Genomic DNA, 18,189 nt, shown 5'->3' with positions numbered 1-18,189 from the left:
GATGGTTCAGCCGAGCAGTGCCGCCAGGGCGGCAGCGCGCAGCAGCGTCGCCCGGCGGTGCCGGTCGACCTCTCCGCCGAGGAACGGGGTGGAGTTCATCAGACCGAACGCGGCGTGCGCGAGCACCCGTGCCTCGCCCGGGTTGAGCGCGGCGCGCAGGGCGGTGAGCACCTGCACCCACTCCTCGACGTACTGGCGCTGCAGGCGGCGGATCTCCCGGCGCGGCTCCTCGGGCAGGCGGTCCAGCTCGTGCAGGTGCAGGGCGATGACGGCCGGGTGGGCCAGGGCGAAGTCGACGTGGAAGTCGACCAGCGCCTCCAGCGCGGCCCTCGGGTCGGCGCCGTGGTCGGCGACGCGGCCCCGGCCGCCCGCGAGCAGGCCCTCGCTGACCGGCATCAGCGCGGCGACCAGCATCGCCTCCTTGCCGGCGAAGTGGTGGTAGAGCGCTGGTCCGGTGACGCCGGCGGCGGTGCCGATGTCGTCCATGGAAACACCGTGGTAGCCGCGAGCCGCGAACAGGCCGACCGCGATCTCGAGGATCTCCTCGCGACGTGACCGGCGGGGCGCCTTGGTGGGGGTCGCCGCTGCTGGGGGTGCTGCTACGTCTTGCTCAACTGCCGTCACCCGAGACATGCTACCCGCCGGTCAAGTGCCGACTTAACGTCCGTTTAGTCCAGTTCGAACCCATATTCCCCTGCCAACCGGCGGGCCTCGTCGCCCTGGCCGGTGAGCAGGAGCGCGTGCGCGAGCACGTACGCGGCGCGGGGCAGGGTCGCCGAATCGCGGGGCAGGTGGTTCACCACCGCGCGGAGCACCGGCTCGGCCGCCTCGGCCCGGCCCACCGCCAGCAGCACCTCGCCCTGGGTCAGCTCGGCCAGCAGCGCCTCCCCGAACGACTCCAGCTCCTCGAACCGCTGCGCCACCCCGGCCAGCCGGGACAGCGCCGCCTCGGGCTCGCCGATCCCGGCCAGCGCCCGGGCCCCGTCCAGGGCGACCCAGGCCAGCTCGTACCCGGCCTCGGGCTCGGCGGCCAGGCCCGGCGGCACCGCCCGCGCGGCGGCATCCACCGTGGCCAGCGCGATCCGGGTCTGCTCGGTGTCATCGGCGAACATCGCCGCGACCGTCTGCCGCCGCAGCGCCCGGATCTCGTCCAGCGGCAGCCGCGCCACCGCGTACGCCGCCGCGGCCGCGGCCAGCCGCACCGCCGCCAGATCGTCGCGGTCGAGGTCGAACAGCAGCTCACCGGCCTGCTCCAGCACCCTGGCCCGCGCCGCGGCGTTGTCGAAGCCGTCCAGGTTGCCGGCCAGCTGGTCGAGGTAGGAGACGGCCCGGTCCGGGTCGCCCAGCCGCTGGTACACCGCGGCGAGCAGGTGCCGCCCCTGGTCGGCCAGGTTCTGGTTGCCGACCTCGTCGGCGTCGGCCACCGCCTCCTCGGCCTCCTCGGCCGCCTCCTCCGTCCGCCCCGCGTTGAACAGCGCCACCGCGAGATGGAACCGGATGTGGTCGGTGTCGTCGTCCTCCTCCGCCTCCTCGGCCAGCCGCTCGACCATCGCGAACAGGTCGTCGACCACCTCGGCCGCGCGCGGCGTCCCGGCCAGCAGCACCGCCCGCCGCTCCCGCACCTCCCGCTCCAGCGGTTCGGGCAGCGTGTGCGTCAGGGCCCGGTCGTAGGCGCGGACCGCCCCGGCCGAGTCCTCCAGCATGGTCAGGCCCTGGCCCAGGAAGAACTCGCCCAGGCCGATCAGCTCGCGCTCGCCGTCGGCGGTCGCCTGGTCGACCAGCTCCTGCGCCGCGTCGGCGGCATCGCGCACCCGGCCGTCGGCGCCCAGCGCCTGCGCCCGCAGCAGCATCACCTGCAGCCGGACGCGGGCGCCCGGATCGGGCTCGGCGATGCCGGCCGCCCGGTCCAGCACGGTCAGCGCCTCGGCGGGCTCCTGCGCGTGCAGCAGCGCCACGGCCAGCCGCCGCAGCGCGCCCGCGCGGTCGCGGTCGTCGGCGTGCGCGAGCAGGTAGTCGGTGGTGGCGCGGACCTCGGCCAGCCCCTCCTCGACCTGGCCCTGGCGGCAGCGGTGCAGCCCCAGCCGGCCCCGGATGCGGTGCTGGCGCACCAGGTCACCGGCCTGGACGTACCACTCCAGTGCCTCGGCCCAGGCGCGCTCGGTCTCCTCGGCGGCCTCGCTGTGCAGGCGCATCCCGGCCAGGTCGGCCAGGCGGCCGTGCTGCAGCGCGGTCAGCGGGTCGCGCTCGCTCAGCGGCCGGATGCGCAGCCACAGCGCCTCCACCCGGGGCTCGAGGTCGCGCCGCAGCGACTCCTCGACCAGATCCAGCAGCGCGTCGAGGTCCGCGTCGGCGGGCACGTCCGGCAGCGGGTCGGGGGCGGCCTCCGCCGCGGCGCGCTGCGGCGGCACCCGCCACCCCGCGGGCGGCGGCGCCGCCGCGACGACCGGCTCGGCCTGCAGCAGCGCCGCGATCCGGGCGCTCTGCGCGCCGGTGCCGTTGCGCGCGTCGAACCGGGCCGCCAAACCCGTCGCCCGCGCGGCCAGCTCGTCGGCGAGCACGGCGACGGTGCGGCGGGCACCGCGTACCGCCAGCTCGCCGTGGCCCAGCGCGGCCAGCAGCCGCAGCAGCAGGGCGGACGCGGCGGCGAACTCCATCTCCGCCGCGGGCGACGGCGCGTCCTCCAGCCACGGCAGATGCCGCTCCACCACCTGCAGTCCCCGGGTGACGTCACCGCCCAGGGCCAGGAAGCGGACGTGCTCGGCGATGCTCGCGAGCTTGGCGGGCTGGGTACGCAGCATCCGGTACGCCCGCTGGTGCGCTCGCCGCGCCTCCTCCTCCCGCCCGGTCCGCAGGTACGGCAGCAGCAGCGCGGTCAGGATCTCCTGCGGCTGCTCGGCACAGGACAGCCGCTCCCCCAGCACCGGGTCGGTCAGCGCGATCGCGTCCTCGTCCCGACCCAGGCGGCCCAGGTGCTGCGCCATCGCGGTCGGGTCGCAGCCGTCGCAGTCGGAGTTCTCGTCCCGGGCCGCCGCCTGCCACCGCTCGTAGTGGTATCCGGCCGTGTCCAGGTCGCCCAGGTGGGCCGCGACCAGCCAGCGGAGCTTGTGGACAGCCTGCAGGCTGTGCCCGCCCGACTGGTAGCGCCGCTGCATGTCCGCCAGCACCGTGTAGGCGCGCTCCAGCGGGACCTCAGGGAACCGGGGCAGCGCGTGGACCTGGTACTTGAAGTGCCACAGCAGCAGGCTCGCGCTGTCGGCGTACCGGTCGGGCCGCTCGTCGTAGCGGGCCAGGCACCACGAGAAGGCGGCGAAGCACCGGTCCGGCGACCCGGCCCGGTAGTACGCCTCGGTCGCCGCCATCCGCGCCTGGAACCGGAGCTCGTCGTCGCCGACCGCGTCGGCCTGGGCGATCGCCTCCTCGGCCAGCGCCACCTGGCCGGAGCCGCGCGGCGCCTGCCAGCACTGGTCGATCAGTTCCCGCACATGCTCAGGCCCGGTCATGACGCGCGGCTCTGCGCGTCGGCGGTGCGGCACGGCCCGGTCCGGTCGAGGCCGGGACTACCGCCCGGATCGACCTGACATGAGAGGTTCACGCGGGACACCGTACCCGGCGGCGGCGACGGGTGCCGAGCCCGCGGTCCTGACATCGCATGCGGCACCGGCCGGGTCGGGTATTCGTCGCTTGAAATGTCACAGGGCTTCGGAGAGGCTGCCGGAATGTCATCGTTGGAACGCGCGGCGAACGCCTGCCGCCACACCCTCGACGCGCTGGTCGCGTTGGGCGCCGAACTCACCGACGCGCAGTGGGGCGCGGCCACGGACCTGCCGCTGTGGACGGTCGGTGACGTGTACGCCCACGTCGTCGCCGGTGAGAAGTGGATGGCCGAGGGCGGCCTGCCCCTGCCGCCCGGCCCGCCGCAGGCCTGGATCGACCAGGGCGTGCTCCAGCGGCGCGGCGCCGGGCGGGAGGCGGTCCTGGCCGAGCTGGCCGAGGTACGCGCCCAGCGCGAACTCCAGCTCACCTCGGGCCTGCCGCCCGCCGACGCGATCGGCTGGTGGATCTGGTCGCAGTCGCCGGTGCCGTTCGCGGTGCAGCTCACCGCCCGCGCCTTCGACCTGTGGGTGCACGAGCAGGACGTGCGCCGGGCGCTCCGGCGGCCGGGCGGGCTGGGTTCGGCGGGCGCGCACGTCGCGCGCGAGCTGATCCTGGGGGCGCTGCCGAAGGCGGTGGCCAAGGGCGCCGGGGTGCCGCCGGGCGCGACGGTCCGCTTCACCGTGCTGGGCGAGGTGCCCGGCGACTTCGCGATCCACGTCGACGACGGCGGCCGGGCCGCGCTCGCCGCGCCGGACGCACACCGCAGTACGGTGCACGCCACGCTGACCTGGCACGCGTTCATGCTGCTCTGCACCGGGCGGGCCGACCGGACCCGGGAGCAGGTGTGGCTGGGCGGCGACGCCGAGCTGGGTGAGCGGGTGCTCGCCCACCTCAACGTCGCGCCCTGACAGCAGAGGGCGGCCCGCCCCGGAGTTCGTCCGAAGCGGGCCGCCGTCTGTCGGAGCTCAGCTGTTCACGCCGAAGCTGTAGTACGCGTACTCCGACCAGGTGCCGTCGGTCAGGTGGGCCCGCAGGTACCAGGTGTAGTAGCCGCCCGAGGGGGGTGCCCAGGTGACCGTGGCGGTGCCGTCGGCGGCGGCGGGCACGAGCACCGGGTCGGCGTAGCCGGCCTGGTACTCGTACTCGACCACGTCCGGGCTGCCGGGCAGGAAGTGGAACTGCCCGGCGACACCGGGACCGCCGCGGTACTCCCCGATGGGGTACTCGGTCGAGCTGAGGCGGGGCTGGACGCCGACCAGGAACGGGTAGTCGGTCTGCGGCGTGATGACGCCGCCGGCGTCGCGGCCGCGCACCGACAGCACGTTCTCCCCGTTGCGGTCCATGGTCAGTTCGATGCGCGTGGCGTAGCCGTCGCGGGCGACGGTCTGCCACGCACCGCCGTTGACCTGGTACTCGTAGGCGGTGACCTCGCTCAGCTCGGAGTAGAGGTCGAACCAGCCCTTGACACCCAGGCCGCCGCGTGGGCTGTACGAGTTGTAGTAGCTGCTCACGCTGGGGTACGGGTTGCGCACCACCACCTGGTACCGCCGCTCGGCGGTGAGGGTGCCGTCCGCGGCCACGCCGACCACGATGAGCGTCTCGTAGCCGGAGTACTGCGGGGCGATCCGCACCGTCGCCAGCCCGTCCGCCCCGGCGGCGACCGTCTGGGTCTCGTCGCCGTAGCCCAGCGAGTACCGGTAGGCCACGGTGTCGGTGCGCCCGGGGTGGAAGGTGAACTCACCCTCCTGGCCGGGCCGGCCCGCCGGGTTGTGCTCCGGGTAGTCGCTCGACGTCACCACCGGCGCGTCGCTGACCTGGAACACGTGGTCCCGCACCGGCGAGAACGTGCCGTCGGCGAAGCGGGTCTTCACCGACAGGGTGTTCGCGCCGGAGTGGTCCGGAGTGAGGGTGACCCGGGCCGAGGTGTACGGCCACTCGATCTCGACGACCTGCTCCGGCCCGCCGTTGAAGCGGTACACGTAGGCGGACGCGTTCGGCATCGCGGTGTCGAACTCGAACTCACCGGGCACGCCCACGCCGCCGCCGGCCCAGTAGTCCGGGTAGGTGTCGGACCGCACGGCCGGCTTGGTGTCGATGACGCTGAACTGGAACTGGTTGACCTCGGAGACCGTCCCGTCCGCGCTGATGCTGCGGACGTTGAGCACGTACCAGTTCGGCTCGGTGGGGGTCCAGGTCAGGGTGGCGGTGCCGTCGGGCGCGGCGTCGATGCGCTGCATGTCGTCGTAGAGGAACGCCCACTCGTACGCCACCACGTCCGGCCGGGCCGGACGGAACGTGAACGTGCCCGGCCGGTCGACCTGGCCCTCGACGTCGGGCCAGTTGAAGTCGGCCGACTCGATGCGCGGCAGGTCGCGCACCATGACGTCCTCGCTGTGCGCGCCGATCAGCTCCGTCCCGGCGTACGCCTTGACGGTGACGTTCACGTAGCCGAGCACCGGGAAGACCACGTCGACGTGCGTCGGGCCCTCCGCGGTCACCGGCACGCGGGTCTCCGCGCCGCCGCCGATGCTGTAGCCGAACTCCGTGGTCTCCGGGTCGCTGTGGTAGATGTCCAGCGTGCTGCCGGGCACGTTGACGCCGACGGCGTTCACCTGCACGTAGGGGGCGCTGGAACGTACGTAGAACTCGTACTCGGTCGCGGGCGACCGGTTGCCGGCCTTGTCGACCGACTGGACCGTCAGCCGCTCCATGAACGACGTCGGCGTGAACTGCATCGTGGCGTCGGCCCCCGGGGTGGGTGCCGCGACGTAGTTGTAGGCGCTGCCGAACCGGCCCCAGTAGTACCCCACCACGTCCTTGGTGGTGCGGGACGAGAAGGTGAACGTGCCGGGCAGGCCCTCACCGGTGTGCGGCTGCCCGTCGGCCGGGTACTGCGCCGAGGTCACCTTCGGCGCCGGGGGCGCCTTGGAGTCGATCTTGACGAAGCACGGCTTGGCCCAGGCCGAGTAGTCGTGCCCGTCCCAGGCCCGCGCCGTCCAGGCCACCACGGTGCCGTGCGGGTAGCGGGACATGTCCCAGGAGACCTTGCTGAGGTCGCGCGCGTAGCCGGTACCCGCCGCCTCGATCCGCTGGTCCTCGTGTCCGACCGGCCACGCCGCGAACTCGCCGCGCGGATAGTCGTTCGGGTCCGGGTCGGTGAGCCGCTGCGTCAGCGTGACCTGGCGCCCGGGCACCACGAGCGGGTCCTGCCGCGTGGTGCAGCCCCCGACGGGGTACTCGACCGCGAGGCTGCCGTTGGTCGGCGCCGTGTTCCACTCGACGTTGAGTCCCGCGTACCGCTTCAGCTTGCGGCCGTGGCCGAGGTCGCCCTCGAACTCGCGCGGCACCCTGATCTCGACCGTGAGCGTGGTGTCGCCCCGCTTGGCCGCGCGCTGCATCGCCGCCGTCGCGTCCCAGACCAGGTAGCCGGGGCAGGTCGCGTCCGGGCCGCCCGCGTTGGCGGTGCCGAGCAGCTCACGTTGACGCGGCGCGTCGTCCCAGCTCGTGGTGCTGGTGATGGCGTCGGTGCGCCAGATCTCGACCGGCTGCGCGGTGCCGCAGTCGGCTGCCGAGACCTCCTGGACGTAAACGTCCGTCTTGCTGATGACCTTGCCCGCGTAGCGGGTGACGTCGAACGTGTAGTAAGCCCGCGACCGGTGCTTCACCCCGGCGCCGTCGGACCAGGCGCCGAGCGGGACGTCGCCCGCGACGTTCACGAACGACTGCGTCGGCAGCTTCGAGTCGGTGTAGGCGCGCCCGTTGGCACCGACGTTGTCGAGCCAGAAGGCCTGGGCGGGTGGTGCGATGACCGTGACGAACCCTGCCGCCAGCAGAGTCCCGATTGACGCGGCAAGCAACTTGCGTGCGCGCATGCCGAGTAACTCCTCCCCGTTGCGACGGCGGTTGTCGCCGCCGGCAGCCGGGAGCCTATCGGCGTGCCGCCACTGGCGCAGACCCGTTTTCCGTTGCTTCACAACGTCTGCACAGGCCGCCGCACACCTCAGAGCGGGCCGAGGGTCGGCCGCTTCGCGGTGATCAGGTCGCCGGAGGAGCGGCCCGTCAGCCGCCGCTTGATCCACGGTGCGAGGTAGCGGCCCGCCCAGGCCAGGTCCTCGCCCTTGGTGACCAGCCACGACCTGCGCTCGGGCCACGAGGGCAGGTCCCACCAGGTCGGGTCGGCGGGGACGTCGAGCGCGGCGAGCACGTGCGCGGCCGTACGGCGGTGACCGGCCGGGGACAGGTGCAGGCGGTCGATGCTCCACAGCGCGGGATTGGCGTACTCGTGGTCGTTCCACAGGTCGACCAGGCGGGCGCCGTTGCGGTCGGCGACGTCGCCGACCGCCTGGTTGAGGTAGCGGATGCGCGGGGCGACCAGGTTGTTGCCCGGCAGCCGCGACATCACGTCGGCGAACCGGAACAGCAGCACGTCCGCGCCGGTGGCACGCAGCCGGGCCACGGTCGCGTCGAACCGGGCCATCAGCGCGGGCGGGTCGCAGCGGCGGCGCAGCACATCGTTGGCGCCCGCCGCGAAACTGACCAGGTCCGGCTTCATCGCCAGGGCGGGCTCCAGCTGCTCGCCGACGATGGCGTCGTAGAGGCGGCCGCGGATGGCGAGGTTGGCGTAGCCGAAGTCACCGCCGGACAGCTCGTTCAGCCGGCCCGCGACCAGGTCGGCCCAGCCGCGGAAGACACCGTCGGCGTACGGGTCGTCCATGCCTTCGGTGAAGCTGTCCCCCAGCGCCACATACCTGCTCCAACTCACCGCGCCATCTTGCCACCGCGGCCCGTACCCCCGGGTAGTGCTCTTCCTAACAGCGGGAATCGCCCGCGCCGGGGCGTTGTTGCAGACCGCGTGCAGATCGAGATCTACTCCGACGTGGTGTGCCCCTGGTGCTGGATCGGCGAGCAGCGGCTCTACCGCGCGCTCGCGGACAGTCCGGACGTCTCCGTGCGCTGGCGCGCGTTCCAGCTCGACCCGTCCGCCCAGTCGACCGGCACCCCGCTGGTGGAGTGGCTCGGCCGCCGCTACGGCGGCGAGGCCAACGCCCGCCGAATGTTCGCCCAGGTCAGCTCGGTGGCCGCCGAGGAGGGCCTGGCGATGGACTTCGACCGGGCGATCGGCGCGAACACCTTCGACGCGCACCGGCTCATCTGGTGGGCCGGCGAGCAGGGCCGCGACCAGCGGCCGATGGTGGAGGCGCTGCACCGCGCCCACTTCACCGACGGCCTCGACCTGGGCGACCGCGACGACCTGGTACGCACCGCGGTCAGCCTGAAGCACGACGAGCGGGCAGTACGCGAGTTCCTCGACTCGACCGAGGGCGCCGACGAGGTCCTCGACGAGCTGGCCATGGGCCGCGAACTCGGCGTGACCGGCGTGCCGATGTTCGTCTTCGCCGGCAAGTACGCCATCAGCGGCGCCCAGGACCCGTCCACCCTGCGCGAGGTCCTCGACGAGGTGCGCCGCCGCGAGGGGGCCGCCCCGCTGCTCACCGACCTCGCTCCGCGCGGCGAAGCCTGCGACGACGACTCCTGCGCGGTATGACCGTTTAGGTCGCCCGAGTCTTGTTTCACGTGAAACAAGATCGTCGTACGCCGATCCCGTCCGGTGCCGCCCGGTGAAGGCGCCGCCGCGGCTGCCGGCAGACGTGTGTCTGTTGTGAAGGATCCCGAAAGACCATGGCGCCAAGCTGATCGGCGGTCCTACGATTCCGGCTGCCCGTAGATCGTCTGCGGGCAGCACGGGGAGGATCCAACGACGTGACCATCACGTCCGCACACCGGCGCGTACTGGCCGGACTGGTCGCGGCAGCCGCGGCCACCGCCGGTCTCACCCTCGCCGCGGCGGCGCCCGCGCAGGCGAGCACCTACTACGAGAGCGCCCCGACGCTGTCCTGGCGCTACACCGACTCCCGGGACGGCGCGACCAGCTTCGACGCCACCTCGGACGTCCCGCTGGGCGCCTGGCGGGACGAGAACGGCAAGCACCACATGTCCCGGTCGTACGTCACGTTCGACCTGACCCCGTTCGCGGGTGAGCACCGCAAGCTCTACTCGGCGCACCTGTTCATCTCCGAGAAGTCGGTGAACGAGTGCGGCAAGCGGGCCATCGAGATCTGGACGACGTCCGGCTCGCCGGCCGAACCGACCTGGCGCAGCCCCCGGTCGGAGGTGTCCCGGATCGCCGAGGAGACCGACACCCGGTTCTGCCCGGGCCTGCTCGACGAGGACCTGACCACCGCGGTCCGGGACGCCCTCGCCCAGGGCAGCACCCAGCTCTCGATCGAACTCCGGGTCCCGGAGGCGTACGAGGGCGACGTCACCTACGGCCGCAAGCTCAAGTGGTCGTACGGCATGCGCCTGACCGTCGGCTCGAACACGCCGCCCACGGTCGACGGGAACAAGCTGTTCAGCGGCGCGCTGCCCTGCGCCGACCAGGGGTCGGAGACGCTGCTGCCCGGCTCGGGTCAGAAGCCGCTGTGGGCGCTCGTGCGCGACGCCGACGCCAACGACGACTCGCGCCTGTCGGCCGAGTGGGCGATGTGGCCGGTCGACCACCCGGAGCAGCGCACGGTGCTGACCGGCTACGCCCGCAACGGGCTCGGCACCAGCATCATGACGCCCCAGGGCTTCACCGCCCACGGCGGCCACTACGCCTGGCAGGTGCGGGCACTCGACGGTACGGACACCTCCGAGTGGTCCAGGACCTGCTACTTCACCGTCGACGCGCAGGCTCCGGCGAACGCGCCGGGGGTCTCGTCGCCGCAGTTCCCGCCGAACCCGCAGGAGTGGACCCCGGGCGGCACGCCCGGCGTCTTCACCTTCACCGCGAGCGGCGCCACCGACGTGGCCGGATACCAGTACTCCTGGTCCTCGGGCCTGAACGTGATCGGGGTGTACTCGATCGGCCCGGACGGCCTGCCGGTCTGGAAGGACCCGTTCGACGGCCCGGGCATGGTGCGGGCCGGGGCCGACGGCACCGCGACGGTGACGCTGTCCCCGCCGCGCCAGCTCAACACGCTGTACGTGCGCACCGTCGACCGGGCCGGCAACGCCGGGCCGACCACCCAGTACGACGTGAGGGTCACCGACACCGCGCCGACGCTGTCGGTCAACGGCGCGACGAGCTGGGGCTACTACGAGGTCGGCTACGGCGAGGACGTCCACGTCCACGCCACCCCGCACGCCGGCCTCACCGGCGTGGTCGAGTACGGCTACAGCTTCAACGGCGGCGACCCGCAGTACGTGACCGCCGCCGCGGACGGCTCGGCGGACTTCACCGTCGCCCTGCCCGCCCAAGCCGGCAGCTCCAACCTCGATGTGTGGACCGTCAGCGCCAACGGCTGGGTCAGCCCGCGGACCAACGCCTACCTGGTGCTGGTCACCGGCCCGAAGGTCACCTCGGACGTCTACCCGAACGACCCCGAGGGCGACCCGCTGGGCGGTGCCGGAGTGACCGGCACGTTCACCTTCGAACCGCGCCTGCCGAACGTCGAGGAGTACCTGTACTCGTTCGACTGGGCGGAGGCGGGCAGCGTGGCGGCCGACGCCGACGGCAAGGCGACGATCACGTGGACCCCGGCCGAGTCCGGTTTCCACGCCATCACCGTCGTGTCCCGGTCGGCTGACGGCACCTACTCCGACCCCACCGAGTACTACATCTACGTGGCCTGACCCGTAGCGACCTGAGCCCCCGGCCACCCCGGCCGGGGGCTCAGCCGTCCCCGGCGTCTGATGCGCCACTGTCCCTGGTGGAAGCGGTAAGGACTGGGCTACTGTGCGCCCGTGACCGAGGCTGTGACGACGGAGAAAGAGCCGGCGCAGGCACCGCCCCGGCGCCGGTTCCTCCTGGACACCCGACCGCTGCGGCACCGGCCGTACCGGCGCCTGTGGAGCAGCACCATCGTGACGGCCGTGGGCAGCCAGCTCACCGCGGTCGCCGTGCCCAAGCAGATCTACGACATGACCGGCTCCTCGGCCTGGGTCGGCGTCGCCAGCGCCGCGGGCCTGATCCCGCTGATCGTGTTCGCGCTGTGGGGCGGCGCGATCGCCGACACCGTCGACCGGCGCAAGATGCTGCTCTGCACCAACTCCGGCATCGCCCTGCTGTGCACGGTGTTCTGGGTGCAGTCCGCGTTCGACCTCGGCTCGATCCCGCTGCTGCTGATCCTGGTCGCGGTGCAGCAGGCGCTGTTCGGCATGAACATGCCCGCGCGTACGGCGTCGGTGGCCCGGCTGGTGCCCGCCGCCGAACTGCCCGCCGCGGGCGCGCTCAACTCCACCGTCATGCAGGGCGGCCAGATCTTCGGGCCGATGCTGGCCGCGGCCCTGATCCCGGTGCTCGGCCTGCCGCTGCTGTACCTGCTGGACGCGGTGGCGCTGTGCGCGGCGCTGTGGGCGGTGTGGCGGCTGCCGTCCATACCCCCGCTGAACGGCACGGCCCGGCGGGCCGGGCTGCGCGACATCATCAACGGCTTCCGCTACCTGGCCACCCACCGCCTGCTGCTGATCTCCATGGCCGCCGACGTCATCGCGATGGTCTTCGGCATGCCGCGCGCGCTGTTCCCGGAGCTGGCCCACACCGCCTACCCCGGCGTCGACGAGAACTTCGCCCTCGGCCTGCTCTACGCCGCGGTGCCGATCGGCGCGCTGCTCGGCGGTCTGCTCTCCGGCACGTTCTCGCACCTGCGCCGGCACGGGCTGATGGTGACCATCGCGGTCTGCGGCTGGGGTGCGGCGATCATCGGCTTCGGCCTGAGCCGCTCGATCTGGGTGGCCGTGTTCTTCCTCGGCCTCGCGGGCGTCGCCGACATGATGTCGATGGTGTTCCGGGGCGCGATCCTGCAGGCGGCGGCCACCGACGAGATGCGCGGCCGGATGCAGGGCGTGCAGACGGTCGTGGTCGCGGGCGGCCCGCGCCTGGCCGACCTGATCCACGGCGTGGCCGCCCCGGCCGCCGGCGTCACCCTGGCCGTCTCCGGCGGCGGCGTGCTCGTCATGGTCGCGATGGCAGCGATGGCCCTGGCCGTCCCCGCCTTCCTCCGCTACACCGGCCCCCAGCGCTGACGCGCTAGCCGTAGGCGCACTTTCGGGGAAACTGCTGGAATCAAGGCTCGAATTCCAGCAGTTTCCCCGAAAGTGCTGCTCCACAGCGGATGGCGGGCGAGCGGTGGAGGCCATGCCGGGAGTCGAACCCGACGTCATCCGTTTTGCAGACGGAGCGCCCCACCCGGAACGCCACATGGCCGTGCGTGCGGACGGAGGGATTCGAACCCCCTCAGACAAGCACCTGGTTTACAGCCAGGCCCGACTCTCCGACGTCGGCGCGTCCGCGTGTCCTTCTCCGTACGTCGGGATGGCCGGACTCGAACCGGCGACCTCTCGCCCCCCAGACGAGCGCGCTACCAAACTGCGCCACATCCCGTTCCCGGGCGCGGCCCGACCCCCGTCGACCGCCCCCGTGGCGCCCTGAGCAGGATTCGAACCTGCAACCCCCGGCTTCGTAGACCGGTACGCTGTCCCGTTGCGCCATCAGGGCATGGACTTGCGTGGACCCGACCGGACTCGAACCGGCCACCTCCGCTTTGCAAGAGCGGCGCTCTTCCTGATGAGCTACAGGCCCTGGTGGTACCGCTCGCGGGCAAGGATTCGAACCTCGATTCCCTGATCCAGAATCAGGTGTCCTACCGTTGGACGACCCGCGATCGGATCGACCGCGGGTCCCCGTGGACCCCGCGGCCGATCTCAGCGCCGGGCCAGCGCCGCCCAGGACGGAGCCGTCGGGGTGACCCGCAGCGGCATCCGTGCCTCGACCGGCGTCCGGTCCCCCTTGCGCTGGTTGCAGCCGCCACAGGCGGCCACCGTGTTGAGCCAGGTGTTGCGGCCGCCGCGCGAGCTCGGCAGCACGTGGTCGACGGTGCTCGCCGACCCGCCGCAGTACGCGCACCGGTGCCCGTCCCGCACCAGCACGCCGCGCCGCGACCAGGTCGGGCCGCCGCTGAACCGCCAGCGGGTAACCACGTAGCTGACCAGCCGGACCACCCGCGGCATCGGGTACACCCCGACCGCCTGGTCCGGCTCGGCCTCGTGCACCACGGCCACCTGCCGCCACAGCATCCGCAGTGCGTGGCGCAGGCTGACCCGGTGCAGCGGGCCGAGGTCGGCGTTGAGTACCAGTACCCCGTTCATCGGGTCACCTCCTGAATCGAGTCGTGATGTCGAATGGAGCGGTAGCCGGGAGTCGAACCCGGATCCCTGCCATGGCGAGGCAGTGCACTGCCGTTGTGCGACGACCGCCTGTCTTCCCTGAAATTGCTGTATCGCGTAGCCGATGCGGGGCTCGAACCCGCTTTTCCGGGCTGAGAACCCGGGGGCCTACCCATAGCCGAATCGGCCTTGGCGCCGCCTCTTGCGACGCATCACTCATTGCCATCCGCTGTAGAGTTTTCAAACGCCCGCGCCACCGGTGGACCGGAGCAGTCTGTGCTGGTCGTGCGCGTTCGGGAACGGAAAAGCCGCCCGCTCCCGAGGTTCGGGTGCGGGCGGCTGAAGCCGCTTCTGCGACGCTTCAACAGCGTCGTGCACCCTGTTCCCGGAAGCTTTCACAACCGGGTCGACCGGCGTATCGCACGGCGCCGGGCAGGACCGCGTCACCGCAGGGCGTCAGCCACAGCGGCGCGTTGTTCTGTCGGCGGCACATGAGCTTTACTCCGGTCTGTTTCGGATGGTGTCGTTCTTGGTGGGCATACCGTATTGCGATCGCCTCGGACCCGGCAACCCTATTTACGCGAGCATCGTTCGCGCTGCTGGAGGCTCGGAAACGGGACGAGCCCGCGGCACGGGGCCACGGGCTCGTCCGGTACTGCGATCAGCCTTCGGTCACCGTCACGACCAGCGGCCCACCGGGCATCGGCAGGGCACCGGCGAACCCGTAGCCGTACGCGGCCCGGTTGCCCGCCTCGTCGTTGAGCTCGAAGCCGCCCGTGTACACACCCGGGCTCTGAGTGCCCAGCCACGTCTCGACGGTGATGGTGCCATCGTCGTTCTGCTGCGCCCAGCTCGAGTTGCCGCCGACACCCACGCCCTGAGCGTTGAAGAACTGGAAGTTGTACAGCCCGATGCGGGACTGCTCGGAGGGCGCCAGGGTCACCGTTGCGCGGATGTTGGTCATCTCGTTCGGCGTACCCGAAGTACGACTCAACACCACGCTGACCACCACCGGAGCGGTGGTGTCCGCCACCTGGCTCACCCGCAGACCCAGGTCGGAGTTGCCGAACTCAGTGCCGTACAGCGCAAGGTTGCCCGCCGCGTCCTGCACCTCGATTCCGCTGACATTGCAGCCCGAGTACGAGGCGGGCACGGTCAGCTCCACCGAGACGATCCCGTCGGCCGCCACCATCGGGGTGGTGTCCAACTGCCAGCACTCTGAGTGCACCCGCACCGAGGTGACGGCACCCTGCGCACCAGCGGGCAGCAGGCTGAGCCGCACCGGCTTGTCCTCGCGCCAGTTGTCGACCTCGGTGGCGCTGAGCGCGAAGCCGCTCGCGCTCAGCGGCGAGTTGCTGGTGGTGTGCACATCGCTGGTCTCGGCATCGACCTCACGAGTCGCGCTGTTGCCCGCAAGGTCGGTCAACTCCACGCCCGTCACGTGCCACACCCCGGCAGGCGACCCCTGCGGCAGCGTGAACGACAGCTCGCACCACACCATGCTGTCGTCCGAATTCGGGAAGTCTCCGCACAACGACGTGGACGAGTCGACCTTCACCAGCTGGATCGGCCACACGACCCGGGTGTCCCCGGGACCGCGCAGCTTCACCTTGCCCTTCCAGAAACCGGACTGCTGGTCCAGGAAGTACGCGGTGTACTTGAAGGTCAGCTGACGGCCATCGGTGTAGAGCTCGGGCCGCTGCTCCCAGCTGCGGCCGAACAGCTGCAGCACCGGCGCCTCGGTGTCCACGAGCTCAGTCACGGCCACCGTGCTGTCGAAAGCCGCGAGCTTGTCCGTGCCGTAGGAGCGGGTGTTGCCGAGGTCGTCAGCCGCCGTCACCTTGACGACCCGCCAGGTCACCTGCGCCGCCGGCCCGTACTGCGGCACCACGAAGTGCAGGGTGTACGACGACAGCTGCGCGGTCGCCGGGCTGTCGGCGACCACGTCCGCCGTGCCGCCGGGCTGCGACCGCCAGTTGTAGCTCCGCGCCGGGCCCACGGCGACATCGCCGTTGAACAGCCTCAGCTCAACCGTGCCGTGCACGTCGGTCGCGGCCGCGTCCGGGTCGGACACGGTCCACGTCAGGTCGACGGTACGACCGGACGGTGACTCGGCGGTCGCGTCGACGGAGTCCGCCGAGAACGCGAGCGCGGTCAGGCCCAACTTGGCCCGCTCAGCCGTGACGGCGGCGGCCGAAGCCGGTCCGGCGGCCGCGAACACGGCCAGAGATGCGATCGCAGCCGTGCTCAGGATGCGCTTTCGCAGGGGTGTCAACAGATCCTCCCGTGATGAGTGCCCCGCTGCGGCGGGACGCTCGACACGCTAGCGATCGCGTGCATCCCCCGCTGCCCCGTCACGTTTCCCAGCTCCAGCTGCCGGGGCCCCTCGACACTGGAGACGGCTACTGCCCCATGCGGCAAGCCGCGGTGGTAGATCGGGGTGGACCGAGGAGGCGGACGGCGACTCTGAGCAGGCGCCCGCCGGAGCTCGATCGCGGTTCGCGCAGGTGTAGCTCGGGTTCGCCGGCGGCATCGTCGGGTACCTGTTCGGCCCCGGGCCTCCCGCTACCTGGGTCTGCTCACCGGCGGGCCGACCCGAGGGGATCAGATGGGGTCCGGTATCGCCGCCGCCCTGGTCACCGGGGGCCGGCGCGAGGCTCCTAGCTCCGCACCGAAAGGTCGGATCGGTCGGTGCGATGGGTTCGGTCTCCCGGGCACTCGCGGAGGTCCTAGTTCGACTGCGTGTTGTCCCGGCGTTTGCTCTACTGGAGATGAATGCCCAAGCAGACGACCTGGGGGTGCGTCATGAGCGTTCGAGATCGGGCGCGCACGCTGACGATTGCTCTTGCCTGTATGGCCCTGCTCGCCTGGGGCTCCGTCGACCCGCCCGCCGCATTCTCGGCGCAGGCCGAAACGTCTACAGCTACTTCAGCGGTGGCGACTTCGGTCGTGCTTACAGCGCAGACGACTGATTTCGAGCCCAGTGTGCTGTACAACGGTGGAGACTTCACGTCCGTAGAAGTGACGGTTAAGAACAATGGTCCGGATAACGTTAGCGTCAACCCTTTGTCCTTTACGATCACCGCTTCCGATGGCGCCAAGCACAGCACCGAACTCGGTGAGGACGCGAACCAGATCGACACGCTCACCTTGGCTGCCGGAGAGCACGTAACGGGCGCGATAACCGCCGAAGGCAAGTTCAAACCCGCTCGGGTCACGTTCTCCCCGAAGTACAACGTCACCGTCGTTGCCGACGTCAGCAAGTGATCCAGGTCAGGCGCGTAGGCGCTCCGAGCCGCGTAACGTCAACCGAAGATTCGAGATCGTAGGAAAGGCTGCTGGCCTGGAGGGGCTTCGGATGCATGACCTCTCGCGACGCGGCCGACGGCATCGACCGGATCATGAACGATCCTGACGCTGAAAACTCGGCCAGGTAGCTAGATCAAAAATCTCTAGGCTTTACCGGTGGCTTCATCTGGCCATCGGTAAAGCCTAGTTTCATGAACGTTTTACCTGGTGGAGCCTAGGAGAATCGAACTCCTAACCCCCGCCTTGCAAAGGCGGTGCTCTGCCAATTGAGCTAAGGCCCCGGGGGACGGGTCAGCAGGCCCGTCAGATTAGCGGAGATCGGGGGCGGTCGTGGCCTCGTGCCACAGTTCCCGCTCGTCGCTGGCCGCCTTAAGCTTCTTGGCGACCAGTGCGATCGCCACGCCGACACCGGCGACGATCAGCAACTTCTTCCACATGATGAGCACCTTACGCTCGGGAGTGGGGCTAGCTGGAATCGAACCAGCGACCTCAGAGTTATCAGCTCTGCGCTCTAACCGACTGAGCTATAGCCCCGTGCGCGACAACGAACCTTACCGCACTGATCCGGCCTCTTCCAAACCGGTATCCCCCTCCGCGCGTCGCGCCGCCCGCCAAGCCCATCCCACAGCCACCCAGCAGGCCACACCACCTGCCAAGATCACCAAACGAGTCCCGAGGACGCCGCCCGCGCGCCTGAGCCACTGCCACCCTCGCGGCGGCCATGCCACCGAGTGGCGACCTCGGCGACACGAGGTCACCCGCCCGACCCGGCTGCCATCGACCCCAACTGGAACCTGGCCCGCTACGGACCCTGACCCGCTGCAGGACCTTGACCTGCTGCAGGACCTTGACCTGCTGCAGGACCTTGACCCGCCGCAGGACCCGGCCCGCCGCAGAGACCTGGCCCGCCGCAGCATCCTGCCGCTGGGCCGAGGTGACGTCGAGGAGGCAGACCTGGGCGCCACTGGACCGCGCCGAGCCCGCGGTCGCCTCGATGATCGGCTTTTCGGGTCGCGATGTGCCGTTCAACTGCCTCAGGCGACACAAACCAACGATCAAGCGGGGTCTGGCGCCAGAAGA

At 71.3% G+C, this 18,189-nt stretch carries 12 protein-coding genes and 10 tRNA genes; 5 read left to right on the top strand and 17 right to left on the bottom strand.

Annotated elements, in window-relative coordinates; genetic code table 11:
* Positions 1-6: 6 nt before the first annotated feature.
* Both QEZ54_RS24635 and QEZ54_RS24630 read right to left on the bottom strand, forming a co-directional pair.
* Positions 7-540, bottom strand: coding sequence for a TetR/AcrR family transcriptional regulator (locus QEZ54_RS24635; protein WP_281307217.1), 534 nt, complete (start codon positions 538-540; stop codon positions 7-9).
* A gap of 128 nt (positions 541-668) precedes the next feature.
* A complete protein-coding gene (locus QEZ54_RS24630) occupies positions 669-3,500 on the bottom strand; it encodes a hypothetical protein (RefSeq protein WP_281307084.1) in 2,832 nt (943 codons plus the stop codon).
* A gap of 216 nt (positions 3,501-3,716) precedes the next feature.
* Between QEZ54_RS24630 and QEZ54_RS24625 the strand changes: the two genes are divergently transcribed.
* Positions 3,717-4,502 (top strand): maleylpyruvate isomerase family mycothiol-dependent enzyme, encoded by a 786-nt coding sequence (locus QEZ54_RS24625; protein ID WP_281307083.1) that lies wholly within the window; start codon positions 3,717-3,719, stop codon positions 4,500-4,502.
* Positions 4,503-4,559: 57 nt separating this feature from the next.
* Here the strand turns inward: QEZ54_RS24625 and QEZ54_RS24620 are convergent, their stop codons facing one another.
* Together QEZ54_RS24620 and QEZ54_RS24615 are read right to left on the bottom strand one after the other, a co-directional pair.
* Positions 4,560-7,466, bottom strand: a complete 2,907-nt coding sequence (locus QEZ54_RS24620) for a hypothetical protein (RefSeq protein WP_281307082.1) — start codon at positions 7,464-7,466, stop codon at positions 4,560-4,562.
* A 128-nt stretch (positions 7,467-7,594) separates the two neighbouring features.
* On the bottom strand, positions 7,595-8,356 hold the full coding sequence (locus QEZ54_RS24615; protein WP_281307081.1) for an SGNH/GDSL hydrolase family protein: 762 nt from the start codon (positions 8,354-8,356) through the stop codon (positions 7,595-7,597).
* A 90-nt stretch (positions 8,357-8,446) separates the two neighbouring features.
* Here QEZ54_RS24615 and QEZ54_RS24610 point away from each other — a divergent pair, with 90 nt between their 5' ends.
* The 3 genes from QEZ54_RS24610 (at position 8,447) to QEZ54_RS24600 (ending at position 12,660) form a co-directional block, all read left to right on the top strand.
* A complete protein-coding gene (locus QEZ54_RS24610) occupies positions 8,447-9,139 on the top strand; it encodes a DsbA family oxidoreductase (protein WP_281307080.1) in 693 nt (230 codons plus the stop codon).
* A 215-nt stretch (positions 9,140-9,354) separates the two neighbouring features.
* A complete protein-coding gene (locus QEZ54_RS24605; RefSeq protein ID WP_281307079.1) occupies positions 9,355-11,268 on the top strand; it encodes a hypothetical protein in 1,914 nt (637 codons plus the stop codon).
* 111 nt (positions 11,269-11,379) lie between these two features.
* Positions 11,380-12,660, top strand: a complete 1,281-nt coding sequence (locus tag QEZ54_RS24600; protein WP_281307078.1) for an MFS transporter — start codon at positions 11,380-11,382, stop codon at positions 12,658-12,660.
* Between the two features lie 104 nt (positions 12,661-12,764).
* On the opposite strand, the gene QEZ54_RS24595 is transcribed toward QEZ54_RS24600, so the two are convergent.
* From QEZ54_RS24595 to QEZ54_RS24550, 10 genes are all read right to left on the bottom strand, one after another.
* Positions 12,765-12,841 (bottom strand) — tRNA-Cys (locus tag QEZ54_RS24595).
* Between the two features lie 5 nt (positions 12,842-12,846).
* Positions 12,847-12,927: transfer RNA gene (locus QEZ54_RS24590), tRNA-Tyr, on the bottom strand.
* Positions 12,928-12,944: 17 nt separating this feature from the next.
* Positions 12,945-13,018 (bottom strand) — tRNA-Pro (locus tag QEZ54_RS24585).
* Between the two features lie 37 nt (positions 13,019-13,055).
* A tRNA-Arg gene (locus QEZ54_RS24580) sits at positions 13,056-13,132 on the bottom strand.
* Between the two features lie 11 nt (positions 13,133-13,143).
* Positions 13,144-13,216 (bottom strand) — tRNA-Ala (locus tag QEZ54_RS24575).
* 11 nt (positions 13,217-13,227) lie between these two features.
* Positions 13,228-13,298, bottom strand: a tRNA-Gln gene (locus QEZ54_RS24570).
* Positions 13,299-13,338: 40 nt separating this feature from the next.
* The gene (locus tag QEZ54_RS24565) at positions 13,339-13,782 is read right to left on the bottom strand and encodes an HNH endonuclease (protein ID WP_281307077.1); all 444 of its coding nucleotides are present in this window, start codon (positions 13,780-13,782) and stop codon (positions 13,339-13,341) included.
* A gap of 34 nt (positions 13,783-13,816) precedes the next feature.
* A tRNA-Gly gene (locus tag QEZ54_RS24560) sits at positions 13,817-13,890 on the bottom strand.
* A 28-nt stretch (positions 13,891-13,918) separates the two neighbouring features.
* A tRNA-Glu gene (locus tag QEZ54_RS24555) sits at positions 13,919-13,989 on the bottom strand.
* A gap of 472 nt (positions 13,990-14,461) precedes the next feature.
* Positions 14,462-16,075: a hypothetical protein gene (locus tag QEZ54_RS24550; RefSeq protein WP_281307076.1), complete on the bottom strand. Its 1,614-nt coding sequence runs from the start codon at positions 16,073-16,075 to the stop codon at positions 14,462-14,464.
* A 500-nt stretch (positions 16,076-16,575) separates the two neighbouring features.
* On the opposite strand from QEZ54_RS24550, the gene QEZ54_RS24545 reads away from it, so the two are divergent.
* Positions 16,576-17,067 (top strand): DUF4352 domain-containing protein, encoded by a 492-nt coding sequence (locus tag QEZ54_RS24545; protein WP_281307075.1) that lies wholly within the window; start codon positions 16,576-16,578, stop codon positions 17,065-17,067.
* Positions 17,068-17,314: 247 nt separating this feature from the next.
* On the opposite strand, the gene QEZ54_RS24540 is transcribed toward QEZ54_RS24545, so the two are convergent.
* The 3 genes from QEZ54_RS24540 to QEZ54_RS24530 all read right to left on the bottom strand — a co-directional run bounded on the left by QEZ54_RS24540 (position 17,315) and on the right by QEZ54_RS24530 (position 17,643).
* Positions 17,315-17,390 (bottom strand) — tRNA-Ala (locus QEZ54_RS24540).
* Positions 17,391-17,417: 27 nt separating this feature from the next.
* Complete coding sequence (locus QEZ54_RS24535) at positions 17,418-17,546, bottom strand: DLW-39 family protein (RefSeq protein WP_217397331.1); 129 nt, start codon at positions 17,544-17,546, stop codon at positions 17,418-17,420.
* 23 nt (positions 17,547-17,569) lie between these two features.
* A tRNA-Ile gene (locus QEZ54_RS24530) sits at positions 17,570-17,643 on the bottom strand.
* Between the last annotated feature and the right edge of the window lie 546 nt (positions 17,644-18,189).

The organism is Catellatospora sp. KI3, from assembly GCF_029948125.1.
In the GTDB taxonomy this organism is placed as follows: domain Bacteria; phylum Actinomycetota; class Actinomycetes; order Mycobacteriales; family Micromonosporaceae; genus Catellatospora.
Note: the sequence above shows the minus strand (reverse complement) of the source record. Positions and strands in the feature narration are given on the sequence as shown.